Origin of the sequence: Streptomyces sediminimaris (assembly GCF_047049295.1) — a bacterium.
In the GTDB taxonomy this organism is placed as follows: Bacteria; Actinomycetota; Actinomycetes; order Streptomycetales; family Streptomycetaceae; genus Streptomyces; species Streptomyces sediminimaris.
Genome location: NZ_JBJWOT010000001.1, coordinates 38567 through 57896, shown reverse-complemented (window position 1 = coordinate 57896; position 19330 = coordinate 38567). Strand labels below are relative to the sequence as shown.

The 19330-nt window shown below is 70.4% G+C and carries 17 protein-coding genes and 3 pseudogenes; 8 read left to right on the top strand and 12 right to left on the bottom strand.

Going from position 1 to position 19330, the window contains the following annotated elements:
• Nucleotides 1–37: 37 nt before the first annotated feature.
• From kce to ACJ9NR_RS00290, 4 genes are read right to left on the bottom strand one after another with little or no spacing between them, the layout of a single operon-like run.
• Entirely contained in the window at nt 38–982 is a 945-nt protein-coding gene (kce, locus tag ACJ9NR_RS00305) for a 3,5-dioxohexanoate:acetyl-CoA acetone transferase (RefSeq protein ID WP_412490439.1), read from the bottom strand.
• Entirely contained in the window at nt 982–1809 is an 828-nt protein-coding gene (locus ACJ9NR_RS00300) for an HpcH/HpaI aldolase family protein (RefSeq protein ID WP_412490440.1), read from the bottom strand. The genes kce and ACJ9NR_RS00300 overlap by 1 nt, the downstream gene beginning before the upstream one ends.
• Complete coding sequence (locus ACJ9NR_RS00295) at nt 1806–2732, bottom strand: cupin domain-containing protein (protein WP_412490441.1); 927 nt, start codon at nt 2730–2732, stop codon at nt 1806–1808. The genes ACJ9NR_RS00300 and ACJ9NR_RS00295 overlap by 4 nt, the downstream gene beginning before the upstream one ends.
• A 38-nt stretch (nt 2733–2770) precedes the next feature.
• Nucleotides 2771–3661, bottom strand: coding sequence for a DUF6282 family protein (locus tag ACJ9NR_RS00290; protein ID WP_412490442.1), 891 nt, complete (start codon nt 3659–3661; stop codon nt 2771–2773).
• A gap of 286 nt (nt 3662–3947) precedes the next feature.
• On the opposite strand from ACJ9NR_RS00290, the gene ACJ9NR_RS00285 reads away from it, so the two are divergent.
• The gene (locus ACJ9NR_RS00285; RefSeq protein WP_412490443.1) at nt 3948–5237 is read left to right on the top strand and encodes an MFS transporter; all 1290 of its coding nucleotides are present in this window, start codon (nt 3948–3950) and stop codon (nt 5235–5237) included.
• A 64-nt stretch (nt 5238–5301) separates the two neighbouring features.
• Here ACJ9NR_RS00285 and ACJ9NR_RS00280 read toward each other — a convergent pair whose 3' ends face one another.
• A complete protein-coding gene (locus ACJ9NR_RS00280) occupies nt 5302–6108 on the bottom strand; it encodes an IclR family transcriptional regulator (protein ID WP_412490444.1) in 807 nt (268 codons plus the stop codon).
• 133 nt (nt 6109–6241) lie between these two features.
• A pseudogene (locus tag ACJ9NR_RS00275) lies at nt 6242–6537 on the bottom strand (LuxR C-terminal-related transcriptional regulator); the annotation flags it as partial.
• A 409-nt stretch (nt 6538–6946) separates the two neighbouring features.
• Here ACJ9NR_RS00275 and ACJ9NR_RS00270 point away from each other — a divergent pair.
• A pseudogene (locus ACJ9NR_RS00270) lies at nt 6947–7322 on the top strand (LysR family transcriptional regulator); the annotation flags it as partial.
• Between the two features lie 680 nt (nt 7323–8002).
• Here the strand turns inward: ACJ9NR_RS00270 and ACJ9NR_RS00265 are convergent.
• Nucleotides 8003–8776, bottom strand: coding sequence for an SDR family NAD(P)-dependent oxidoreductase (locus ACJ9NR_RS00265; RefSeq protein WP_412490445.1), 774 nt, complete (start codon nt 8774–8776; stop codon nt 8003–8005).
• Nucleotides 8777–8828: 52 nt separating this feature from the next.
• Here ACJ9NR_RS00265 and ACJ9NR_RS00260 point away from each other — a divergent pair, with 52 nt between their 5' ends.
• Nucleotides 8829–9206 (top strand): MerR family transcriptional regulator, encoded by a 378-nt coding sequence (locus ACJ9NR_RS00260; RefSeq protein ID WP_412490446.1) that lies wholly within the window; start codon nt 8829–8831, stop codon nt 9204–9206.
• A gap of 297 nt (nt 9207–9503) precedes the next feature.
• Nucleotides 9504–9725 carry a transposase gene (locus ACJ9NR_RS00255; RefSeq protein WP_412490447.1) on the top strand — a complete coding sequence of 74 codons (222 nt, stop codon included), beginning with the start codon at nt 9504–9506 and terminating at the stop codon, nt 9723–9725.
• 208 nt (nt 9726–9933) lie between these two features.
• Here ACJ9NR_RS00255 and ACJ9NR_RS00250 read toward each other — a convergent pair whose 3' ends face one another.
• Entirely contained in the window at nt 9934–10512 is a 579-nt protein-coding gene (locus tag ACJ9NR_RS00250; RefSeq protein WP_412490448.1) for a TetR/AcrR family transcriptional regulator, read from the bottom strand.
• A 200-nt stretch (nt 10513–10712) separates the two neighbouring features.
• On the opposite strand from ACJ9NR_RS00250, the gene ACJ9NR_RS00245 reads away from it, so the two are divergent.
• On the top strand, nt 10713–12179 hold the full coding sequence (locus tag ACJ9NR_RS00245; RefSeq protein ID WP_412490449.1) for an MFS transporter: 1467 nt from the start codon (nt 10713–10715) through the stop codon (nt 12177–12179).
• A gap of 236 nt (nt 12180–12415) precedes the next feature.
• On the opposite strand, the gene ACJ9NR_RS00240 is transcribed toward ACJ9NR_RS00245, so the two are convergent.
• Complete coding sequence (locus tag ACJ9NR_RS00240; protein ID WP_412490450.1) at nt 12416–13162, bottom strand: amidohydrolase family protein; 747 nt, start codon at nt 13160–13162, stop codon at nt 12416–12418.
• 368 nt (nt 13163–13530) lie between these two features.
• Entirely contained in the window at nt 13531–14481 is a 951-nt protein-coding gene (locus ACJ9NR_RS00235; RefSeq protein ID WP_412490451.1) for a LysR family transcriptional regulator, read from the bottom strand.
• A gap of 186 nt (nt 14482–14667) precedes the next feature.
• On the opposite strand from ACJ9NR_RS00235, the gene ACJ9NR_RS00230 reads away from it, so the two are divergent.
• The 3 genes and pseudogenes from ACJ9NR_RS00230 to ACJ9NR_RS00220 form a co-directional block, all read left to right on the top strand.
• A complete protein-coding gene (locus ACJ9NR_RS00230) occupies nt 14668–15612 on the top strand; it encodes an SDR family oxidoreductase (RefSeq protein WP_412490452.1) in 945 nt (314 codons plus the stop codon).
• A complete protein-coding gene (locus ACJ9NR_RS00225; protein ID WP_412490453.1) occupies nt 15609–16361 on the top strand; it encodes an SDR family NAD(P)-dependent oxidoreductase in 753 nt (250 codons plus the stop codon). The genes ACJ9NR_RS00230 and ACJ9NR_RS00225 overlap by 4 nt, the downstream gene beginning before the upstream one ends.
• A gap of 245 nt (nt 16362–16606) precedes the next feature.
• Nucleotides 16607–17039: pseudogene (locus ACJ9NR_RS00220) on the top strand (transposase); the annotation flags it as partial.
• 29 nt (nt 17040–17068) lie between these two features.
• Here ACJ9NR_RS00220 and ACJ9NR_RS00215 read toward each other — a convergent pair.
• Both ACJ9NR_RS00215 and ACJ9NR_RS00210 read right to left on the bottom strand, forming a co-directional pair.
• Complete coding sequence (locus ACJ9NR_RS00215) at nt 17069–18559, bottom strand: sensor histidine kinase (protein WP_412490454.1); 1491 nt, start codon at nt 18557–18559, stop codon at nt 17069–17071.
• On the bottom strand, nt 18546–19226 hold the full coding sequence (locus ACJ9NR_RS00210; protein WP_412490455.1) for a response regulator transcription factor: 681 nt from the start codon (nt 19224–19226) through the stop codon (nt 18546–18548). The genes ACJ9NR_RS00215 and ACJ9NR_RS00210 overlap by 14 nt, the downstream gene beginning before the upstream one ends.
• Between the last annotated feature and the right edge of the window lie 104 nt (nt 19227–19330).

Genomic DNA, 19330 nt, shown 5'->3' with positions numbered 1-19330 from the left:
CTGTGTCCTTTGCTGTCTTCGTGTGACGGCCGCGTGTTCACGCGGCGGTGGTGGCGTCGTCGGTCTTCGCGAGGCCGCGGAGCGCGAGCATCCGGCGGGCGTCGTCCGGTGTGGCGATCTGCTGCCCCAGGTCCTCGACAACGGTCCTGATCCTGCTGACCTGTTGGGCGTTGCTCCGGGCGAGCTGTCCTTTGCCGAGCCACACGCTGTCCTCCAGGCCCACCCGTACGTGGCCGCCGAGCCACGCGCTGTGCGTGCCGAACTCCATCTGGTGGCGGCCGGCGGCGAAGGCGGAGAAGGAGTAGTCGTCGCCGAAGAGCCGGTCGGCGACCCGCACCATGTGCTCCAGGTTGTCGTGGTCGGCCCCGATGCCGCCGAGGACGCCGAAGACACCCTGGATCATCAGCGGCGGCTTCGCCAGGCCGGCCTGGACGAAGTGGGCGAGCGAGTACAGGTGCCCGATGTCGTAGCACTCGAACTCGAAGCGGGTGCCGAACGCGCCGAGCGTGCGCAAGGTGTACTCGATGGATTCGAAGGTGTTGACGAACGGCCGGGAGTAGCTGTCGAGGACGTAGGGCTTCTCCCAGTCGTGCGCCCACGCCGTCACCTTGTCGGCGATCCCCGCGTACACGAAGTTCATCGAGCCCATGTTCAGCGAGGCGAGCTCGGGCCGGATCCGGACGGCGGCGGCGAGCCGTTCCTCCATGGTCATCGCCGTCGAGCCGCCGGTGGTGATGTTGATGACGGCGTCGGTGTGCGGGGTGATGCGCTGGATGATCTGCTCGAAGACCTCGGGGTCGGCGGTGGGCCGGCCGTCGGGCTCCCGGGCGTGCAGGTGCACGACGGCCGATCCGGCCTCGACCGCTTCCAGCGCGGACTCGGCCACCTGCTGGGCGGACAGCGGCAGATGGGGGCTCTGGGAGGGCACGTTGACCGAGCCCGTCACCGCGGTGGTGATGATGACCTTGTCGGCCTTGCGCATCAGTCGCTCCTCCTCGCGTGCTCGTCGGCGTGGTCGTGACCAGCCGCTTCCCGGAATTCCGTGACCAGTGCGCGTGCGGCCGTGGCCAGCATGGTGGTGTCGTTGCCGAGCAGGACGAAGTCGCAGCCCTCACGGACCGCCCGTACGGCCTGCTCCGACACGCCGCCGAACGCGAGCCCCAGGCGCTTGCCCGCGGCGTGCGCGGCGTCGCGGGCCGAGGCGATCAGCGCGAGGACGTCGGGTGAGGCGGGTGTGGAGCCCATGAACCCCATGGACAGGGACAGGTCGGCGGCGCCGACGAACACCGCGTCGACCGAGTCGAGGGCGAGTATCTCCGGTGCCGCCTTGATCGCTTCGACGCTCTCGAGCTGCGGGATGCAGAGCACGTCGTCGTTGCCGGTGGCGAGGTAGTCGGCGTTCGGGCGCAGCCCCCAGGCGCCGGCCCGGCTGGTGCCGCCGGCGCCTCGCACGCCGTACGGCGGGAACCGGCAGGCGCGGCCGACGGCGGCGGCCTGCTCCACGGTGTCGACGTGCGGCACGAGGATGCCCATGGCGCCCGCGTCGAGGACCTTCTGGATCGTCGACGCGGTCGTGTCCGGTACCCGCACCAGCGGTGCCATGCCCAGCGCGGCGGCCGAGTTGATCAGCCGGTAGGCGGTCTGGAGGTCGAGCGGGGCGTGCTCCAGGTCGATCACCACGAAGTCGAACCCGGCGTACGCCATGATCTCGACCGGCTCGCCCGAGGCGATCTTCAGCCAGGTGCCGAGGGGGGTGATGGTGCGGTCCGGCGCGAACAGCCCCCCGCCCGTGCGTCGTGGCGTACTCATGACGTGCGGTGTTCGGCGGGCATCGGGTAGGTGTCGGCGTTGAGCACCCAGCCGGGCTTGAGCGAGAAGTCGGTGCGGGGCGGGCTGAAGATGTCGATCAGCTGGTTGAGGCCGGGGTCGGCGGCGGCGGAGGTGTGCACGGCGGGAGGCGGGATGATCGCCACGGACGGGCTGCCCAGCCGCACGTGCTCGTCGTCGCGCCACTGGGTGCTGTCGTGCAGCCAGGGGGTGCGGATGTGGTGGACGTAGCTGCCCCGCACCGCCAGGGAGAGCTGCTCGAAGTCGTCGTGCGTGTGCGGCGAGAGCTTGCGCGGATCGCGCGGACCGTCCTGCGGGGGCAGGAAGTTGACCATGAAGGAGCGGGTGCGGAGGATACGGCCGAACCGGCCCGGCTCGTCGGGCACCCCGGCCAGCGGGTAGAACCGCACGGCCGCCCCGCCGACGGGCTCCGGCCAGCGGCGTAGCGGTGCGACGCGCGGGTGGTCGTGCGCGTAGGCCTCGGCGTTCGCGGCGCGGCTGCGCCACGCCGGTTCACTCGCCTCGACCAGACGGATGACGGGCCCGTCGCCGTGCACGCTGATGCGCGAGGCCCCGGGCGGCACCACCACGAGTCCGGGCTCGCCCACCGAAGTGGCGCCGTCGCCGGTGTGCACGGAGAAGGCGGGCGAGTCGTCGGTGACGACCACGGCGAGTTCCCCGTCGAGGGTTGCGTTGTCGAGGTCGTCGCCGGCCCGCGCGTCGGTGTGGACGAGGATGACGTTCTGGGCGCGGACGACGGCGGTGCGTTCCTCCGCCGTGGGGGCGTCGGGCGAGGCCAGGCGGCGGAAGTCGAAGTACTGGGCGGCGGCGATGGCGGCGCCTGCGTCCGGCCCGGGTGGGGGCGCCGTCGCGAGCGCGGAGCGGGGGTCGTCCTTGGCGTACACGGTGATTCCCTTTCGTTCAGGGGTCGAGGCCGATGCGTTCAGGAGTCGAGACCGAGCAGGTGGGCCGGGTTGTCGCAGGCCATGCGCCGCAGGTCCTTCTCCGGCAGGCCGAGGTCGAGCAGCGCCTCACAGACGCGCAGCCAGGCGTCCACCGGTTTCGGGTTCGCGGCCTGCCCGAAGTCCGAGGCCAGCACCGTGTGTTCGGGACCGAGCGTCTCGATCCAGGTCAGCAGCTGCCTCGGGTCCCAGTGCTGGTTCCCCTCGGGGTCGTACATGCCGACCTCGTGCTCGACGTACGCGCCGAGGTCGATGAGGTCGCGGCACAGGTCCGGCTCGGCGCCGATCACGAAGTCGGGATGGCTGACGACCATCCGTGTGATGCCGCGCTCCTTCGCCGCCTGGAACAGCGTGCGGATGTACTCGGGGTACATGTGACCGCCGTTGACGACGGCCTCCTGTTCCTTGATCTCGTCGAGGATCTGGGCCGCCTCGGGCTTCAGTTCGCCGTTGTCGTCGACGATGTCGATGCGCTCGAGCGTCAGGGGCACGGTGGTGGTGGGGAACGCCCCGTCCTCGGGGTGGCAGTCGAGGTGCCGGCCCGAGGAGATGGTCGGGAACCAGACGACCTTGCCGCCCATGCGCAGGCACATGCGGACGGCGTGCACGTTGAGGCCGCCGACGGTGCTGTTGAGCGCGATGCCGCCGTAGGCGGTCGCGGCGACCCCGGCGAGGCGGTCCTTCATCGCCAGGAGGTCCATCTGGGTGTTGTGGTGGTGGGACTTGGCCACCATGGCGCGCATCCCGATCCGGGCGCCGTCCTGCGCGGCCTCGACGTGGTCGAAGCGGCGGGGGAAGGGGCTGGGGCCGGAATGGACGTGCATGTCGACCAGGCCGTCGAGGAGGGAAGCGATGGCGGGACGTGGATTCATGGACTCACCCTTCGTTCGCAATATGAAGTATGAGTTCACGATGAGACCCAATGTCAACCGTGTCCGGAGGCTTGCGCTACTGAATGGGCATGTTTACCGTGACTGACGTTCGCTTCGTGAACATGCAGTTCGCAATAAACCGAGTGTGGCGACGCGCGAGCTGCAAGTAGCCGACAGCCCATCTCGGAGGACGACGATGTCCACACCGCCACCCGCCACCGAGCCGCAGTCGGCGGCTTGGGATCAGCCTCGCCCGCGAACGCCGCACGGCCCGGACCACGCCAAGATGCGCGCCGCGGTGCGCGGCGGGGTCCTCGCCTACTTCGTCGACCAGTTCGACATCTACCTGCCGATCGTGGTCGTGGCGCCGGCGATGATCTACTTCCAGTCGGCCGGCCTGAGCGCGAGCACCACGGCCATGCTCTCGTCCCTGGTCTTCGCCTCGACGCTGATCGGCCGCCCGCTCGGCGCGGTGATCTTCGGGCACTTCGCCGACACCGTCGGACGCAAGCGCACCACGCTCGTCGCGGTCGGCGGCTTCGGCGTCACGACGCTGCTCATCGCGTGCCTGCCGGGGCACGAGACGATCGGAACGTGGTCGATCGGCCTGCTGATCGCCCTGCGGTTCCTCGACGGAGTCTTCCTCGGCGGCGAGTACACGACCGCGGTGCCCCTGGCGATGGAGTGGAGTCCACGGCACAGACGGGGGTTCTACGCCTCGATCATCACCTCGACCTCCCCGGCCGCGTACGCCGTGATCGCCGCGATCACCCTCCTGATGCTGCAGTTGCTCAACTCCACCGGAGTGCACAGCAGTTACGTGCAGTGGGGCTGGCGGGTGCCGTTCCTGATCGGCGCACTACTGGCGGCCGTGCTGTTCCGCTACTACTCCAGGCAGGTGCACGAGCCGCCGGCCGAGGTCACCGGTGAGCGGCACAGACTGCCCTTCCTGCGGCTGCTGGGGCAGTACCCCAGAGCGCTGGGGCAGGTGTTCGTGCTCATGACCGGCGTCTGGCTCGCGACCAACGTGCAGACCGCGGTGACCCCCGCACAGCTGAAGGCGCACCTTCAGCTGTCGAGCCAGCAGGTCACGCTGACCATGCTCGTGGTCAACGCCGCCGCCGCGCTGTCCTTCCCCGTCTACGGCGTGCTCTCCCAGCGCATCGGCCGGCGACGCTTCTACATCGGCTACGGCCTGGCGGTCCTGGTGCTCGGGTCGGGCTCCTACAGCCTGCTGATGGCCTCCGGCGGCGGCATGGCGGCGGCACTCGGCTGGGGTGCGCTGATGGGCGTCTCCACCCTCGGCACGTTCGGCCCGATCGCCGCGTACCTGACCGAGCGGTTCCCGGCCGGCGTGCGGTCCACCGGCTACGGCGTCGGCTACAGCCTCGCGCTCATCGCCCCGGCGTTCTACCAGTTCTACCTCCAGCAGCTCGACGGCTTCATGCCGTCGCACGTCGCCCCGGCCCTGCTGATCGCGCTCGCCGGCGTACTGATCAGCCTCGGCGGCCTCCTCGGCCCGGAGACCAAGGACATCGACATGGCCGACGACAGCACGCTCCCCGCGCTGTCCTGACCGTCCCCGGCGCACGTGTGGGCGGGCATCCGCGAGATGCCCGCCCACACGTGCGTGCGCGGTCCTACACCGCCCGCCGGTGGAGGTCGTCGGGCCGGTAGTGGCCGCCGAGTTCCCGGGTGAGCTCGCGCGCGGTGTCCATGACGAAGCGCAGCTCGGGGGCGTCGTCGGACATCGAGAGGGTGTTGTCGGGCCCCACGACGGCCATGGTGGCGCAGATGCCGTACTCGTCGAAGACGGGCGCCGCGACCGCGACCACACCGGGGGTGCTCATCGCGGAGCAGTGGCCGACGGCGCGGACCCGTTCGACGTCGGCGCGCAGTTCCTCGCGCGCCGGACCCGGCAGGTTCGCCATCAGCCGCTCCATGGACAACTGGTCGGCGTGGTACGCGAGGAAGACCTTGCTCTGCGCCGTGTCCAGCGGCAGATGGCTGCCCACCCGCACGGAGACGACGACCACCGCGGAGACGTGCTCCTCGACCCGGGAGACCACCGGGCCGGTCTGGCCCCACAGGCTGAGCACCACGCTGGTCCGCGTGGCACGGGTGAGCGCCTGCATGTGACGGGGCGCCAGGTTGACGACGCGGCGGTGCCCGATGGCGAAGGCGCCCAGCTGGAGCAGCAGGCCGCCGGGGACGTAGCCGCCTTCGGCGCTGCGCTCCAGCAGGCCGGCGGCGACGAGTGACGTGCAGTACCGGTACGCGGTGGTGCGGTTGAGCCCGAGCCGTTCGGCCACTTCGCCCGCGGTGACCTCGGGCGTGGCCGGATCGAACAGGGCGAGGATCTGACTGACCCGGCCCACAGCCTGGATGTCGGCCTGGTCGGCACGGTCGGCGCGGACCGTGTCCGACGGCCGTGTCGATTTGGTCACGCAAGCCTCCGCCGGACGATGTTCGAGGATGATGTCATCCTAGTCGACCGCGCTGCGCCGCGATCTCCCCGCGGTGCGACGGCGTCTGTCGGCACGTGCGCCACCGTCCGCAGGGACGTCGGATCCGCACCGCTCAGTGACGGCGCTGTGCGTCGTCCAGATAGCGCGGGAGGGCCGCCATGCCCCAGTCCGGGCGATCGGTCGGCATCGGGTCGAGCTTGGCGAAGATGCCGCGGATGTGGTTGTGGACCGCCCGGCGGTGACGGCGAGCCGTTCGACGATGGCGCTGTTGCCGAGCCCGTCGGCCATGAGCGCGGGGACCTCCCGCTTCCGTGGGCTGGGCCGTTACAGTCGCGTGTCGCGGGGGAGACCTCTGAAGAGCCGGGCGACGACCTCGGGGTCGACGGCGGTGGAGCCGGACGCGACCCGGTGCGGCAACCGCTCGCCGCGCAGCCGGACGGTGACCCTCGCCCGTGGCACCGCTGTGCCCGGCGATGTTGGGCGCGACGACGAAGTAGGTGGTCGCCTCGACCGAGGCGGCGCACCGCCGTCCACGTCGGCCTCGGTGGCGCAGGGACGGAACACGAGGCCGCCAGTCCCGAGAGGGCGCCTGCCAGCCCGCGGTCGGCCAGTACGGGCGGCAGGACGCTCCGCGCGACGGGTCTTCGGCTTCCAAGCTCACTGGCGGGGTTCCGGGTCCGCTGACGGATGTTCCGAGTCCGTTGAGGGGCGCGAAGACCGGCCGATGAGCGCGGGCCCGGGAATCGCCGCCGGCCGGACCGGGTTACCTACGATCACGACGATCGACGGGACGGACCGCACGGAGCTACGAGAACCGATGAGCATGCGCCAGTTCGAGTACGCCCTGGCCGTCGCCGAGGACGGGACGGTGACGGCGGCGGCCGAGCGACTGCGGGTCGCGCGGCGTCGGTGTCCCAGCAGATCCGCGGCCTGGAGCGGGAACTGGGCGTGGAGCTGTTCGCCCGCACGCCGACCGGTCTGGTGCCCACCGCGGTCGGCCGCGCGTTCCTGCGGGAGGCGGAGATTGCGGTGAGCGCGGCACGCCGGCCAGGGCCACGGCGCGCGCCGGTGCCGAGGAACTGGCGGGCGAGCTGGTGGTCGCCGCGCAGATGGGCTCTGGCACCCGGCAGCTGCCGGGCGCGCTGGGCGCGGTGCGCCGCCGGTTCCCGCGCCTGGAAGTCACCGTCTTCGAGGGGCAGGATTCCTCAGCGAGGGCTATGACGGGGGAGCGGTCTTCGGCGCGCTCGCTGAGGGGGAGGCGGTCGGCGTACTCGGCTGCGAATCGCTGCCGCCGCTGTTCATGACGAGGATGGCGACGATCGCCGTCACGATGGCCACGGTCGCAGCCAAGACCCCGATTGGTCTCACTTCGCGCCTGGCCATGCGGTGCCACCTCCGGCACCGAGGGTAGCGCGCCACGGGGGAGGCGGCCTGTGACCCGTGGCATGCCGGCGGAGCCGGGGTGCCCGCTGCCCGAGAGTTGGGACGCTCGTGATCGCCAGTGATACCTGCGTCAGGAGATCGACAGGCGCCTCGAGCAACTCGAAGCGATTGCGAAGCCAGTCACAGGAGAGGAAGCCCGAGCGCTGGTCTCCTGTTTCGGCCCAGACGACTCCTACGACGCCGCCGAGACCCTGCTGCACCTCATCGAGACCGGCCCAAGCCCCGTCCCACCCACCGATCCCGGAGGCTGCGCCAACGAGTGGCACCGCCGGCTCTGCAACCGCGCCGTGAACCGAGACCTGAGCTTGAGGACTTGACGGCATGGCAACGTGAGGTGTCTTCCTCTATGCCCCCACCGGCCCACAAGTCACCCCCCTCCAGGCGCCCGTTCGGACCAGACCGAGCGCACGACCGGATAGCGGGCAGCCAGTCAGACACCACTTTTGGCCATTATCCGCCGCGCGACGGCGAGGGAAAGACGCGTCGGCAGCAGCCTTCCGAACAGCAGAGCGGTCAGCGCATTGGTTTTGCCGTCGATGACCGCCGGACCGTTGCCTGACAGGGCACGCAACACAGTAGTGGCGACAGCCTCGCTGCTCCGCGTGCCGCGGGTGTTCATCGCCGTCTTTGTGGGACCGGGACTGACCGCCACCACCCGGACCCCGGTGCCTTGGGTCTCGGCCCACAGCGCTTGGCTGAACGACACGACATACGCTTTCGTCGCCGCGTACACCGCCAGATTGGGGGCGGGTACGTACCCCCCGGTGCTTGCGATGTTGACGACGGCCCCGTGGCCACGGGCGACCATCGCGGGCACCAAGAGGGTGGTCAACTCGGTCAATGCGTTGACGTTGACGTCGATCAGGGACCGGAACCGGGCCGGATCGCCGTCGAGCACCGGACCTCGCGCGGTGACGCCGGCGTTGTTGACCAGCATCTCCACCTCGATGCCCTCGTCAGCCAACGTCTTGGCCAGCTGCGCCGGCGCGTCGGCGGTGGCGAGATCGGCCGGAAGGGCACGCACGGTCACTCCGTGACGACGGCTCAGCCGCGCGGCCGCCTCGTCGAGCTTGCCCGCGCTGCGGGCGACCAGGACGAGGTGCACGCCGGAGGCAGCCAGTCGCTCGGCGATGGCTGCCCCGATGCCGTGTGAGGCGCCGGTGACGACGGCGAATCTGTCGCGCAGTTGCGCTGCTGTGGTCATGATCCCGACGCTAAACCTTGACGTCGATGTCAGGGTCAAGGTGAACTGAGGCATGCGCATCGGCGAATTGAGCAAGGCGACCGGCGTCAGCAGCCGGGCACTGCGCTACTACGAGCAGCAGGGCCTGCTGCGCAGCGAGCGCCGGCCCAACGGGTACCGCGAGTACGCCCCCGAGTCGATCGAGGTTGTCGCGTTCGTCCAGGACATGTTCCACGCCGGTCTGTCGTCCGACGTCATCCGAGACATCCTGCCCTGCGCCCGAGATGAGCACCCGCGTGCTGACTGCGCCGAACTCCTCGGGCGCGTCCGGCAGGTCCGCGACGAACTCGTGCGGCAGGAACACCACATCGCCGAGCGTCGCCAGCGACTGGACACCTATCTCGCCGACGGCTATGAGGCGCCTCCGATCGCCCCCAGGGCTTCGGCGTAGTCATGTGACGTCCGGTTCGTGATCATCCGAGGCCGAGGGGTGCGAGGGGGGCGGCGAGAGTCGCGGGCGTTGCGGCGGAGGCTGGCGGCGATGTTCTTCACTCTGGCTGTGCGGAGGGCTCCGATGGCGAGGTTGCGCCAGGTGGCCATCGCGCGGGGCGGGTTGCCGGTCCGTAGTTGGGAGGCGTCCTCGGCGAAGGTGGTGTGGCGGACGTGGTGCAGGGCCTCGATCACGCTGCCCCTTGATCGTGGACACCTGGAGACTGGGACCTTGAGGTTCCAGCGGAAGTAGCACCAGGTGGGTAGCAAGTACACGAAGCGGTACACCGAGGAGTTCAAGCGGGACGCGTTCGCGCTCGTCGATTCCTCGGACAAGACGGTCGCTGCTGTCGCCCGGGAGCTCGAGATCAGCTCCGAGTCCCTGCGCGGCTGGTACCGCCAGGCGAAGGCGGACCGGGGCGAGGGCGGGTCCGGCGAGCAGACCAGTGCCGAGCGCGGGGAGCTCAAGCGGCAGCTCTAGGAGGTTCGCGAGCAGCTCCGAGAAGGACGCGGTGGCGAAGCGGGATGAAGCCTGCCCATCCGTGCATATGGCGCGCCATCCGCTCGGCGTACGACGCAGGACCGTTGACTGGTGACGTCCTTGTGCGGTGTGGCGTGCCGGCGGGCCTGCCGTGATATGTGTCCGGCGTCGGACTGCCTTCCGCGGTGACTGCGCCAGCGTCGGTCGGTCATCCGGCGGTGGTGTTTCCGGCCTGCGGGCGCAGGCCGTCGAGCATGGTCTGGATGATCGGGTCGAGATGGTCCTGGCTGCCTGGGATCTTGGCGATGGCGATGATCATGTCGAAGATCTGCTCCAGGGTGAGGTCCTCACGGATCTCATGGGCCTGCTGTGCCGAGGCCAGGAGCGGACGGCCGGCGTCAAGGGCCTGTGCGCGGCGGCTGGGGACGCCGCCCTGGCTGGTGTGCGCCAGCAGCTCGGAGACGATCAACCGTTTGTTGGAGATGAAGTCGAACTGCTGACGCAGCCAGATGATGAGCGCTTCGCCGGGCGTCTGGCCGTCTTCGATGACCGCGGCGTCGCAGACTGCGTCGACCTCGTCGGCGTAGAGGGCTTCGAGCAGTTCGGGGCGCCCGGGGAAGTTGCGATAGAGGGTGGCCATGCCGACGCCCGCGCGTCGTGCCACCTCGGCCATCGAGATCGCTGTGTCGCCGTCGGCGAAGGCTGCTTTCGCGGCGGCGAGAATCTTGTCGCGGTTGCGTTCGGCGGATGCCCGCCGGGTGGGGAACGACGTCTTGCCTCGTGTCACTGGTCTTCTCCGATCCGTACGGCCTCGGTGGGCCCGTTGCGGGCGGGACCTGGCCGGCCATCAGCTCCAGGCGTTGAGCTTCGGCCCCAGCTTGGTGGACAGCCTATCCGGTATTGCTCTAACGTTGCCGGATAGCCTATCCGGCATTGCTTCTCTCCGGGCCGGACGGGCATCTCGCACTCTCGTACAGGAGATTTTCCATGCCTCACGAACATTCTGGCGGGGCGACCGTCACGCCGTCCGCCCCGGACATCGCGCAGGAGGTCGCCAAGCCGGGTGTGGGTCTGGCCGTCGTCGCGGCCATCGCCTGTCTCGCGCAGTTCATGGTGGTGCTCGACTCCAGCATCGTGAACGTGGCGCTGCCCTCGATGAAGACCGGACTCGGCCTGTCGGCCACGGCGCAGCAGTGGGTGGTCAACGGCTACCTGATCGCCTTCGGCGGCCTGCTGCTGCTCGCTTCGCGTGCGGGTGACCTGTTCGGCCGCCGGCGCGTCTTCCAGATCGGCCTGATCGTCTTCACGGCTGCCAGCCTCTTCGGCGGTCTCGCCACCGACGGCTGGATGCTGCTGGTGGCACGTGTGATCCAAGGAGCCGGTGCCGCTGCGCTCGCCCCCTCCAGCCTGAGCCTGATCACCGCCAGCCACACCGAACTCCGTCAGCGCACCCGCGCGATGACCTGGTGGGGCGTGGCCGCCTCCAGTGCCGGCGCGGCGGGCATCGTGCTCGGCGGACTTCTGACCACTTACCTGAGCTGGCGCTGGGTGATGCTCGTCAACGTACCCGTCGGCATCGGCCTGCTCGCCGCAAGTGTGGTCTGCCTGCGGTCTTCCGCAGCATCCGAGGCCCGCGCCCGCATGGACGTCCCCGGCGCCGTGGTGATCACCCTGGCCGCCGCCGCAATCGTCTACGGCGTCTCGATCGCCCCGGACCACGGCTGGGGCTCCGGCCAGGTCCTCACGTTGCTGATCGGCGGGATCGTGCTCCTCGCCGCGTTCGCGGCGATCGAGCGGCGCAGTGCAGAACCGCTGATCCCGCTGGACGTCTTCACCGTCCACAACGTCCGCGTCGGCAACATCCTGACCCTGTGCATGGGCGCGGTGCTCACGGCACCGTTGTTCTTCCTCTCGCTGTATCTGCAGCAGGTACTGGGCCAGAGCGCGCTGCGCACCGGACTGTCACTGCTGCCCATGGTCTCCGTGATCAGCATGGGTGTCCTCCTTTCCCAGCGGCTGATCCCCACGATCGGCCCGCGCCGTCTGGTGGTGGCAGGCTGCCTGGTCGCTGCCACGGGACTGATGTGGCTGGCCCAGCTGCCCGCTCACTCAGCCTATGTCGGCCACGTCCTGCTCCCCACGGTGATCGTCGGTGCGGGAACGAGCCTGACGATGATGCCGGCGATCGTCGCCGCCACCACCGGAGTGGCTCCGCGCAACGCCGGCGTCGCCTCCGGACTGCTCAACATGTGCCGCCAGCTCGGCGCGGCACTCGGCCTGGCCGCCTTGGTCACCGTGGCCACGACCGTCACGCGCCACAGCCCGTCCACGGGCTCCGCGGCGGCCGTCGACGGCTACCGCATCGCGTTCTGCGTGATCGCCGCGATGAGCGTTGGCACGGCGCTTGTCTCGCTCATGCTCAAGGCAGCCGCGACGACTCCCCGCCCGCAGTAACGGGCGAGACGGCGCCACCCGTGCAGCGCGCGGATGCCGCTGTCTCGCCCCGAACCGCTCAGGAGCCGCACACGCATGGTGAGTCCGCGGCTCGGCCGTCCGCGCCGTAGCACCCGGCCTATCGTCGGACAGGCAGAAGCCGCTGCTGGTGACTGCACGGTCGCCCAAGACCTGGTATGGGCCGTGCGGACCGACGACATGGCCGCCTCCACGGCGATCATCCTCCAGCTCGCCCACTACATGGGGCAGGCCGAGCTGGCACAGGCCAGCCGGCAGGGGCTCGAGCTGCGCAAAGCGGGAGAGTCCGACTGACGCTTCAGGCTGTCGGGCGCTTGGCACGGGCCGGTGAGGCGTTCCCGGTTGCGGTGGCCGATGTCGGCCTTCTGCTCGTCGGTGAAGGGCGAGTTCTCCAGGAAGGAGCGGGCTTCACCGTTGCTGGCGTCGACGTAGGGGAAGCCGCCGGGGCGGAAGCCGTGGGTGAAGGGGTGGTCGGTGGAGTACAGCATCCGTTCGGTTCCCATCACTTCGGCGGTCCAGCGCAGGTAACGAGGGCTGTCGGTGCCGCTGCCGGCCACCCAGAAGTTCTGCTTGAAGTAGTCCGCCAGGGGTTGCCGCAGACTGCCTGCCTCGCCGAAGAAGCCGGTGTGGTCGAGGGAGAACATCACGACCTCGCCCCAGTGCCCGGCGATCACCTGCAGATCGGGGAACCGGTCGAAGACCCCTGAGAAGATCATGCGCAGGTACTGGACGCCGAGGTCGTAGTACCAGCCGAGTCCGGCGCCGGCCAGCACGGGGCCCACGGGCTCGGGGAGGCTGGAGCAGTAGGCGTCGATGACGGGCCCAACCGGTGTCTGCGGGTGGAAGTGCAGCGGCACGGCGAGGCGCTCGGCCATCGCGTACAGCTCGTCGTTGTCCGGGTGGTCGGCCAGCTTGTTGCCGGTACGCCCGTACAGCATGGCCCCGGGAAAGCCCAGTTCGGCCACCGCGCGCTCCAGCTCGGCCGCGGCCGCGGCCGGCGACTGGGTGGGAATCCCGGCCCGAACGCCTGGAAGCGATCGGGCCGGGAGGCGACGATCTCGGCAAGCTGGTCATTGGCCTCGCGTGCCACCGCCACGGCGTCGGTCCCGGGCAGGTCCCGCACGCCCGGAGGCGACAGGGACAGCACGGCGACGTCGATGCCCTGATCGTCCATGCGGGCCAGCCGCCGCTCGCCGGCCTCGTGCGGGTTCTTCGCGGTCGGGCTGTCCCCGAAGCCACGCGAGAGGATCCGCGGCGATCCGGCCCGCTGGTATGCCGTCGTAGACGGCCGGTGTGTCGTCCGTCATGCCTGCCGCTTGGGATGGCGTATCCATCAGGAAGCGTCGGGGACTGTCGGCCGCGAGTGAGGGGCGGCCGCGTGGTCCGGGCCATGCTCTCCCGTGAGGTGTGCCTCGGCGGCCGCACAGAAGGCTTCGAGCAGGTGGTTGCCGTCGTTGGCGCGGGTCGCGAGCACGACGTGGCTCGGCTCGGCGCCCTCCAGCGGGACAGCGGTCAGGTCCGGGCGCAGGTGGTCGGAGCGCTCGGGAGAGATGGCCACGGCCTGCCCGGCGGCGATGATCTCGTACTTGTCCTCGACGGCCTCGACGAGGGGACCTTCGGGCGCGCGTCGTCCGTCGGGCCGGGGGTCGATGCGCCAGAAGGCGCTCCAGAGCGGGTCGGATCGGCGCACCCGGGGCATGGGCTCGTCGGCGATGTCGTCGAGGTTGACCGACTCCTTGCCGGCAAGGCGGTGTTCACGTGAGAGCACCACCACGCGAGGTTCGTCGTAGAGAGTGATCACCCGCAGGTGGTCGGTCGCGAACGGCATGCGGGCCACGACCGCGTCCACGCGGCGATCCAGCAGCGCCGCGCGCGGTTCGTTCCAGGGCAGATGCAGGGTGTGCACCTCGGCGTCGGGGTGCAGGCGGCGTACCTCCCGTACGGCCGGAGTGATGATGATGCCCGCGGTGTAGCCGACGGTGATCCGTTCGGGTCCGCCCGCGGCCCGCGTGAGCTGTACGGCCTGATCGGCGGAACGCAGCAGTGCCTCGGCGTGCGGCAGAAAGACCTCACCCGCTGTGGTCAGACGGCTGCCCCGAGGTGTCCGGTCCAACAGGCGGGTGCCCAGTTGCTGTTCGAGACGGTGAATCTGGCGACTCAGGGACGGCTGAGTGGTGTGCAGGGCTTCGGCGGCACGGCCGAAGTGCTGGTGTTTGGCGACGGCCACGAAGCACCACACCAGCCGCAGGTCGAGGTCCACCGGGCGGAGCGACCAGTCGGGCATGCCCCAGAATAACCCGCCTCGAGCGGGCGCCGCCGAGCGGAATGCTGGCCAGGAGGTGCGGTCATACGGCATGCGTAAGTCCGCATGCGGAACATTCATTGGATCTCGCGGGGCCGGCGTGCGCAGGATGGGGACACCGGCCGGACCGTCCATCGAACGGGCACATCACGGAAGAAGGCTTCATCCATGCGCGTCTTCGTCACTGGTGCGACCGGCCATATCGGCTCGCTCGTCGTCCCCGAACTGCGCTCGGCCGGGCACGAGGTCGTCGGCCTCGCCCGCTCCGAGGCGTCCGCCGCTGCGCTGGCGGCCGCCGGCGCGGAGGCCCACCGAGGCACCCTGGACGACCTCGGCAGCCTGCGGAAGGCCGCCGTCGCGGCGGACGGCGTCATCCACCTGGCGTTCATCCATGACTTCGCCGACCACGCCGCTGCGGCGGCGACCGACCTGCGTGCCATCGAGGCGATCGGGGACGCGCTGGAAGGCTCCGACAAACCGTTCGTGGTCACCTCGGGCACCGCGGGCCTTAAGCCGGGGCGCGTCGTGACGGAAGAGGACCCGGCCGATGCACGGGCCACGACAGCGCCGCGCGCCCCTTCGGAGAACGCGGCGATCGCACTGGCCGGGCGCGGGGTACGGTCGTCGGTGATCCGTTTGGCGCCGTCCGTGCACGGCCCGTACGACGCCCACGGCTTCATTCCGCGCCTGATCCGCATCGCCGCAGACAAAGGAGTCTCTGCCTACGTCGGCACCGGGTCCAACCGCTGGCCGGCCGTGCACGAACTCGACGCGGCCCGCCTGTACCGGCTGGCGCTGGAAGCGGGCCCGGCCGGGTCGCGGCTGCACGGGGTCGGTGAGGAGGCGGTGCCCTTCCGGGCGGTCGCGCAGTCCATCGGCCGCCATCTGGGCGTGCCGGTCCGGAGTGTTCCGCCGCAGGAAGCGGCAGCCCACTTCGGGTGGCTCGGCGCCCTGGCCGCGCTCGACGTCCCGGCGTCGAGCGCGCGGACGCGGGCGCTGCTGGGATGGCGGCCGGTGTACGCCGGACTGCTGGCGGACCTCGATGAACTCCACTACTTCCGCTCCTTCCGCAGCCGCACGGCCGTCGCCTTCGAAGCCGGGAGGCCGGCATGACAGGCCTGCAGGAACGCCATGCCCTCGTCACCGGCGGCACCGGAGGCATCGGACGGGCGATCGCCGAGGCACTGGCACGCCAGGGCGCGCTCGTCGTGGTGACCGGCCGCGATACCGGGCGCGGCACAGAAGTCGTCGGCCGCATCCGCGAACAGGGCGGGCGCGCCGAGTACGTCAGGGCCGACCTGGCCACCGGCGAGGCCGTCCGGCTCCTGGCCCGTGACGCACTGGCCGCTGCGGACGGGCGCATCGACATCCTGGTCAACAACGCCGCCCACATCCCGCCCTCCCAGTCCCTGTCGGAGGCCACCGAGGAGCAGATCGACGCGGCGCTGGGACTCAACGTCAGAGCGCCGTTCCTGCTCACCGCCGCCCTGGTTCCCGGCATGGCCGAACGCGGAGCCGGCACGGTCATCAACATCGGCTCGGTCAGCGGCATCCACGGCAAAGAGGGCACCGCGCTCTACGGGGCGAGCAAGGCCGCGCTGCACTCGCTGACCAAGTCCTGGGCCGCGGAACTCGGCCCCCGAGGGGTACGGGTCAACGCCGTCGTACCGGGCCCGACCGCCACGGAGTTGAACGCCGCGCAGATGCCGTTCTGGGAAGAGCTGACCGCGAGCAGCTACCCCGCCCGGCGTCCTGGCACCGCGGCGGAGGTCGCCGACGCGGTGGTCTTCCTCGCCGGGGATGAGGCGTCGTACATCCATGGCGTGCTGCTGCCCGTCGACGGCGGCGCCCTGACCCGCTGAACGGATCAGTTCGTGAGCATGCCGCCCGGCTGGTTGCGTGCGGCGGCCGGTCCTGCAGGGGACACAGGCCATGTCGCCCTGTGCCGGTCCTTCGGTCCGAAAAGCCGGCAGGGGGGCGCTTTTCGTGTCCGCAGCCGTTACTCACGGATGAGGGAGAGGGCGGTCCATGGTTTCCCAGGGCGAGCAGGGACCGCTCTCCGGGGGCTCCTGGTCGCGTCGGCGGGTAAGGCAGGGCCGGAGCACTGTGGTCGTCAGGTGCGCGACGGACTCCGCGTCGGCCCGGGTACAGCCGTTGCGGACCCGGCGCCCAGTTGCGCCTCACCGATGCCGACGGCACCCAGCTCACGGCGTTCGCCAACACCAACAACGTTCCGATCGCGGCGCTGGATCTGAGGCACTGTCGGCGGGCCCGCGCCGAGGACCGCATTCGCGCCGCCCGCGCCACCGGCCTGCGCAACCTGCCCCTGCACGACAGCGCACAGAACCAGGTCCGGCTGTAGATCATGCAGATCGCCCTCGGCCTGCCGGCCCGGATGCCGAGACTCGCCCTCACCGCAGCCGCCCGGCTGTGAAAGCCTCGCCGCCTGCGCCTGTTCTCCGCCGCTGTCGAGTTTGCCCTGGACCGGCGAGATCACCGAAGCCCTGCAACGGCTCGCGGCTCTGCCGAACCCCGACTGATCAGCAACGTCCCGCCTCTACGAGCAGCATCACCCGACCGGAGCCACCCACCCGGGAAGGCGTAGTTCGAAGCATGCTCCGAGGGTCCGGGGGGTGAGGGTGAGGGTCCCTCGGTGGCGGTGGGCCAGGTCGCGGGCGATGGCAAGGCCCAGGCCGGTGCCGCCGTGGTCGCGGGAGCGGGCGTCGTCGAGTCGGACGAACCGTTCGAAGATGCGCTCGGCGTCCTCGGCGGGCACGCCTGGTCCGTCGTCGTGCACGGTCAGGACGACCCGGTCGTCCTCGTTCCGGACGGTGATCTGGATGCGGTGTGCGGCGTGGCGGGCGGCGTTGTCGACGAGGTTGCGCAGCAGCCGTTCGTATTCGTCGGGGTTTCCGTGTACGAGCGTGGGGGCGGTGCTGTCGCAGGTGAGGGTCAACGGTCTTTCGGTGAGGGGGTATTGCTCGGTCAGCCGAGAGGCGAGGGCTGCCAGGTCGACGGTCTCGGAGCCGGCTGTGGGGGTGCGGGTGTCGAGGCGGGCGAGGAGCAGCAGGTCTTCCGCGAGAGCCTGGAGGCGGCGGGTCTGTCGTGCGGCGGTGGTGGCCGTGGCGGGCCAGTCGGTGCGTTCCGGGTAGGCGAGCGCGACTTCCAGGCTGGCCAGCAGTGTGGTGAGGGGGCTGCGCAGTTCGTGGGCGGCGTCCGCGACGAAGCGGCGTTGCTGGGCGGCGGCGTCGTCGAGGCGCTGGAGGGTGGTGTTGATGGTGGTGGCCAGGGCTGTGATTTCGTGTCCTGTGGCGGGGACGGTGACGCGTTGGCGCGGGTCGTTCGGGGTGACCGAGGCGGTGAGCCTGCGGATGGCTTCGACCGGCCGCAGCGCGATGCGGACGGTCACGTAGGCGATGGCGGCGATCAGCACAAGGCCGACGAGACCGGCCCGCAGCAGCAGGTCGTCGGTGCTGCCGGCGATCTCCTCGGCGGTGTCGGGGAGCACCACCACATAGACCCGCAGGGTGGCGCCGGTGGTGACGCCCAGGGCGGCGGCCTTGTCCTTGCCCAGTTCACCGGCCCAGATGTCGTTGTACATGACCATGTAGGTCTTGCCGGCCAAGTCGTATCCGTACTGAGGGCGGTAGTCACGGCGCTCCGGTATGCGGAGGGGCTGCATCGTATAGCCCCAGCTGGCACCATCCGATGTCGGGGCGGAGAGCGCGGGTGGGGCAGGCAGCACATGGCGGGCGCGGGAATCGAAGTCCCGCATGGCTCCGCCGGAGGCGACGGGGGTGCGTCGGCCGGTCGCGACGACCTCGTACGGCGCGGCGCTTGCGGGACCGGGAACGGAACCATCACTCAGCTGATTGACGAGAGCGGCGAGGTTCCGTTCGGCACGTTCTTCGGCGATGGCCATGCTCTTGCGGTAGACCTCCTGGTGCACCCACCAGCCGATGCCGGCCAGGACGACGGCGGCGGCCAGGGCGGCGGCCAGGGCTGTGCGGGCGCGTACCGAACGCGGCCACCAGCGACGCCGTGGCTCAGTCGCGTTCACGGTCGTCCACCAGGCGGTAGCCGGTGCCCCGTACGGTCTGCAGGGACTGCCGGTCGAACGCGGCGTCCACCTTCTTGCGGAGGGCGCTGACGCGGGCCTCGACCAGGTTGGGATCCCAGGCTTCGTCGGGCCACGCGTGATAGAGCAGGTCCGCTTTGGAGACCGCCTGGCCCGCGCGGCGGGCCAGCAGCTCCAGCACGGCGAACTCCCTGGGTGTGAGTTCCACCCGGACCCCGGCCCGGCGGCAGACCCGGGCGGCGACGTCCAACGAGAGGTCGCCCACGGCAAGGACGGGCGGGGCGGTGGTGGCGGCTCGTCTGACCAGGGCCCGCAGCCGTGCGACGAGCACCAGGTAGGAGAACGGTTTGGCCAGGTAGTCATCGGCCCCCGTGTCCAGGGCCTCTGCCTGGTCCCAGTCCCCGTCCTTGGCGGTGAGTACCAGGATGGGGGTCGCGTTGCCCTCCCGGCGCAGCTGGGCGCAGACCTTGTAGCCGTTGAGGCCGGGCAGCATCAAGTCCAATACGACAACGGCGTATTCGCCGGTGCGGGCCATCCACAGTCCCTGTCGGCCGTCGTGGGCGAGGTCGACGCTGTAGCCCTCGGCAGTCAGACCGGTATGCAGGGTGTGGGCAAGGTCCAGCTCGTCTTCGACCACCAGGATGCGCATGCGGTGCAGCCTGCCACAGCACCGGGCCCGCCTTCCTGATCGGCCGGTCAGGGTGGATCAGCAACCGGTCAACGAGGTCCCGGCACGCTGACGGGGTTTTTCGC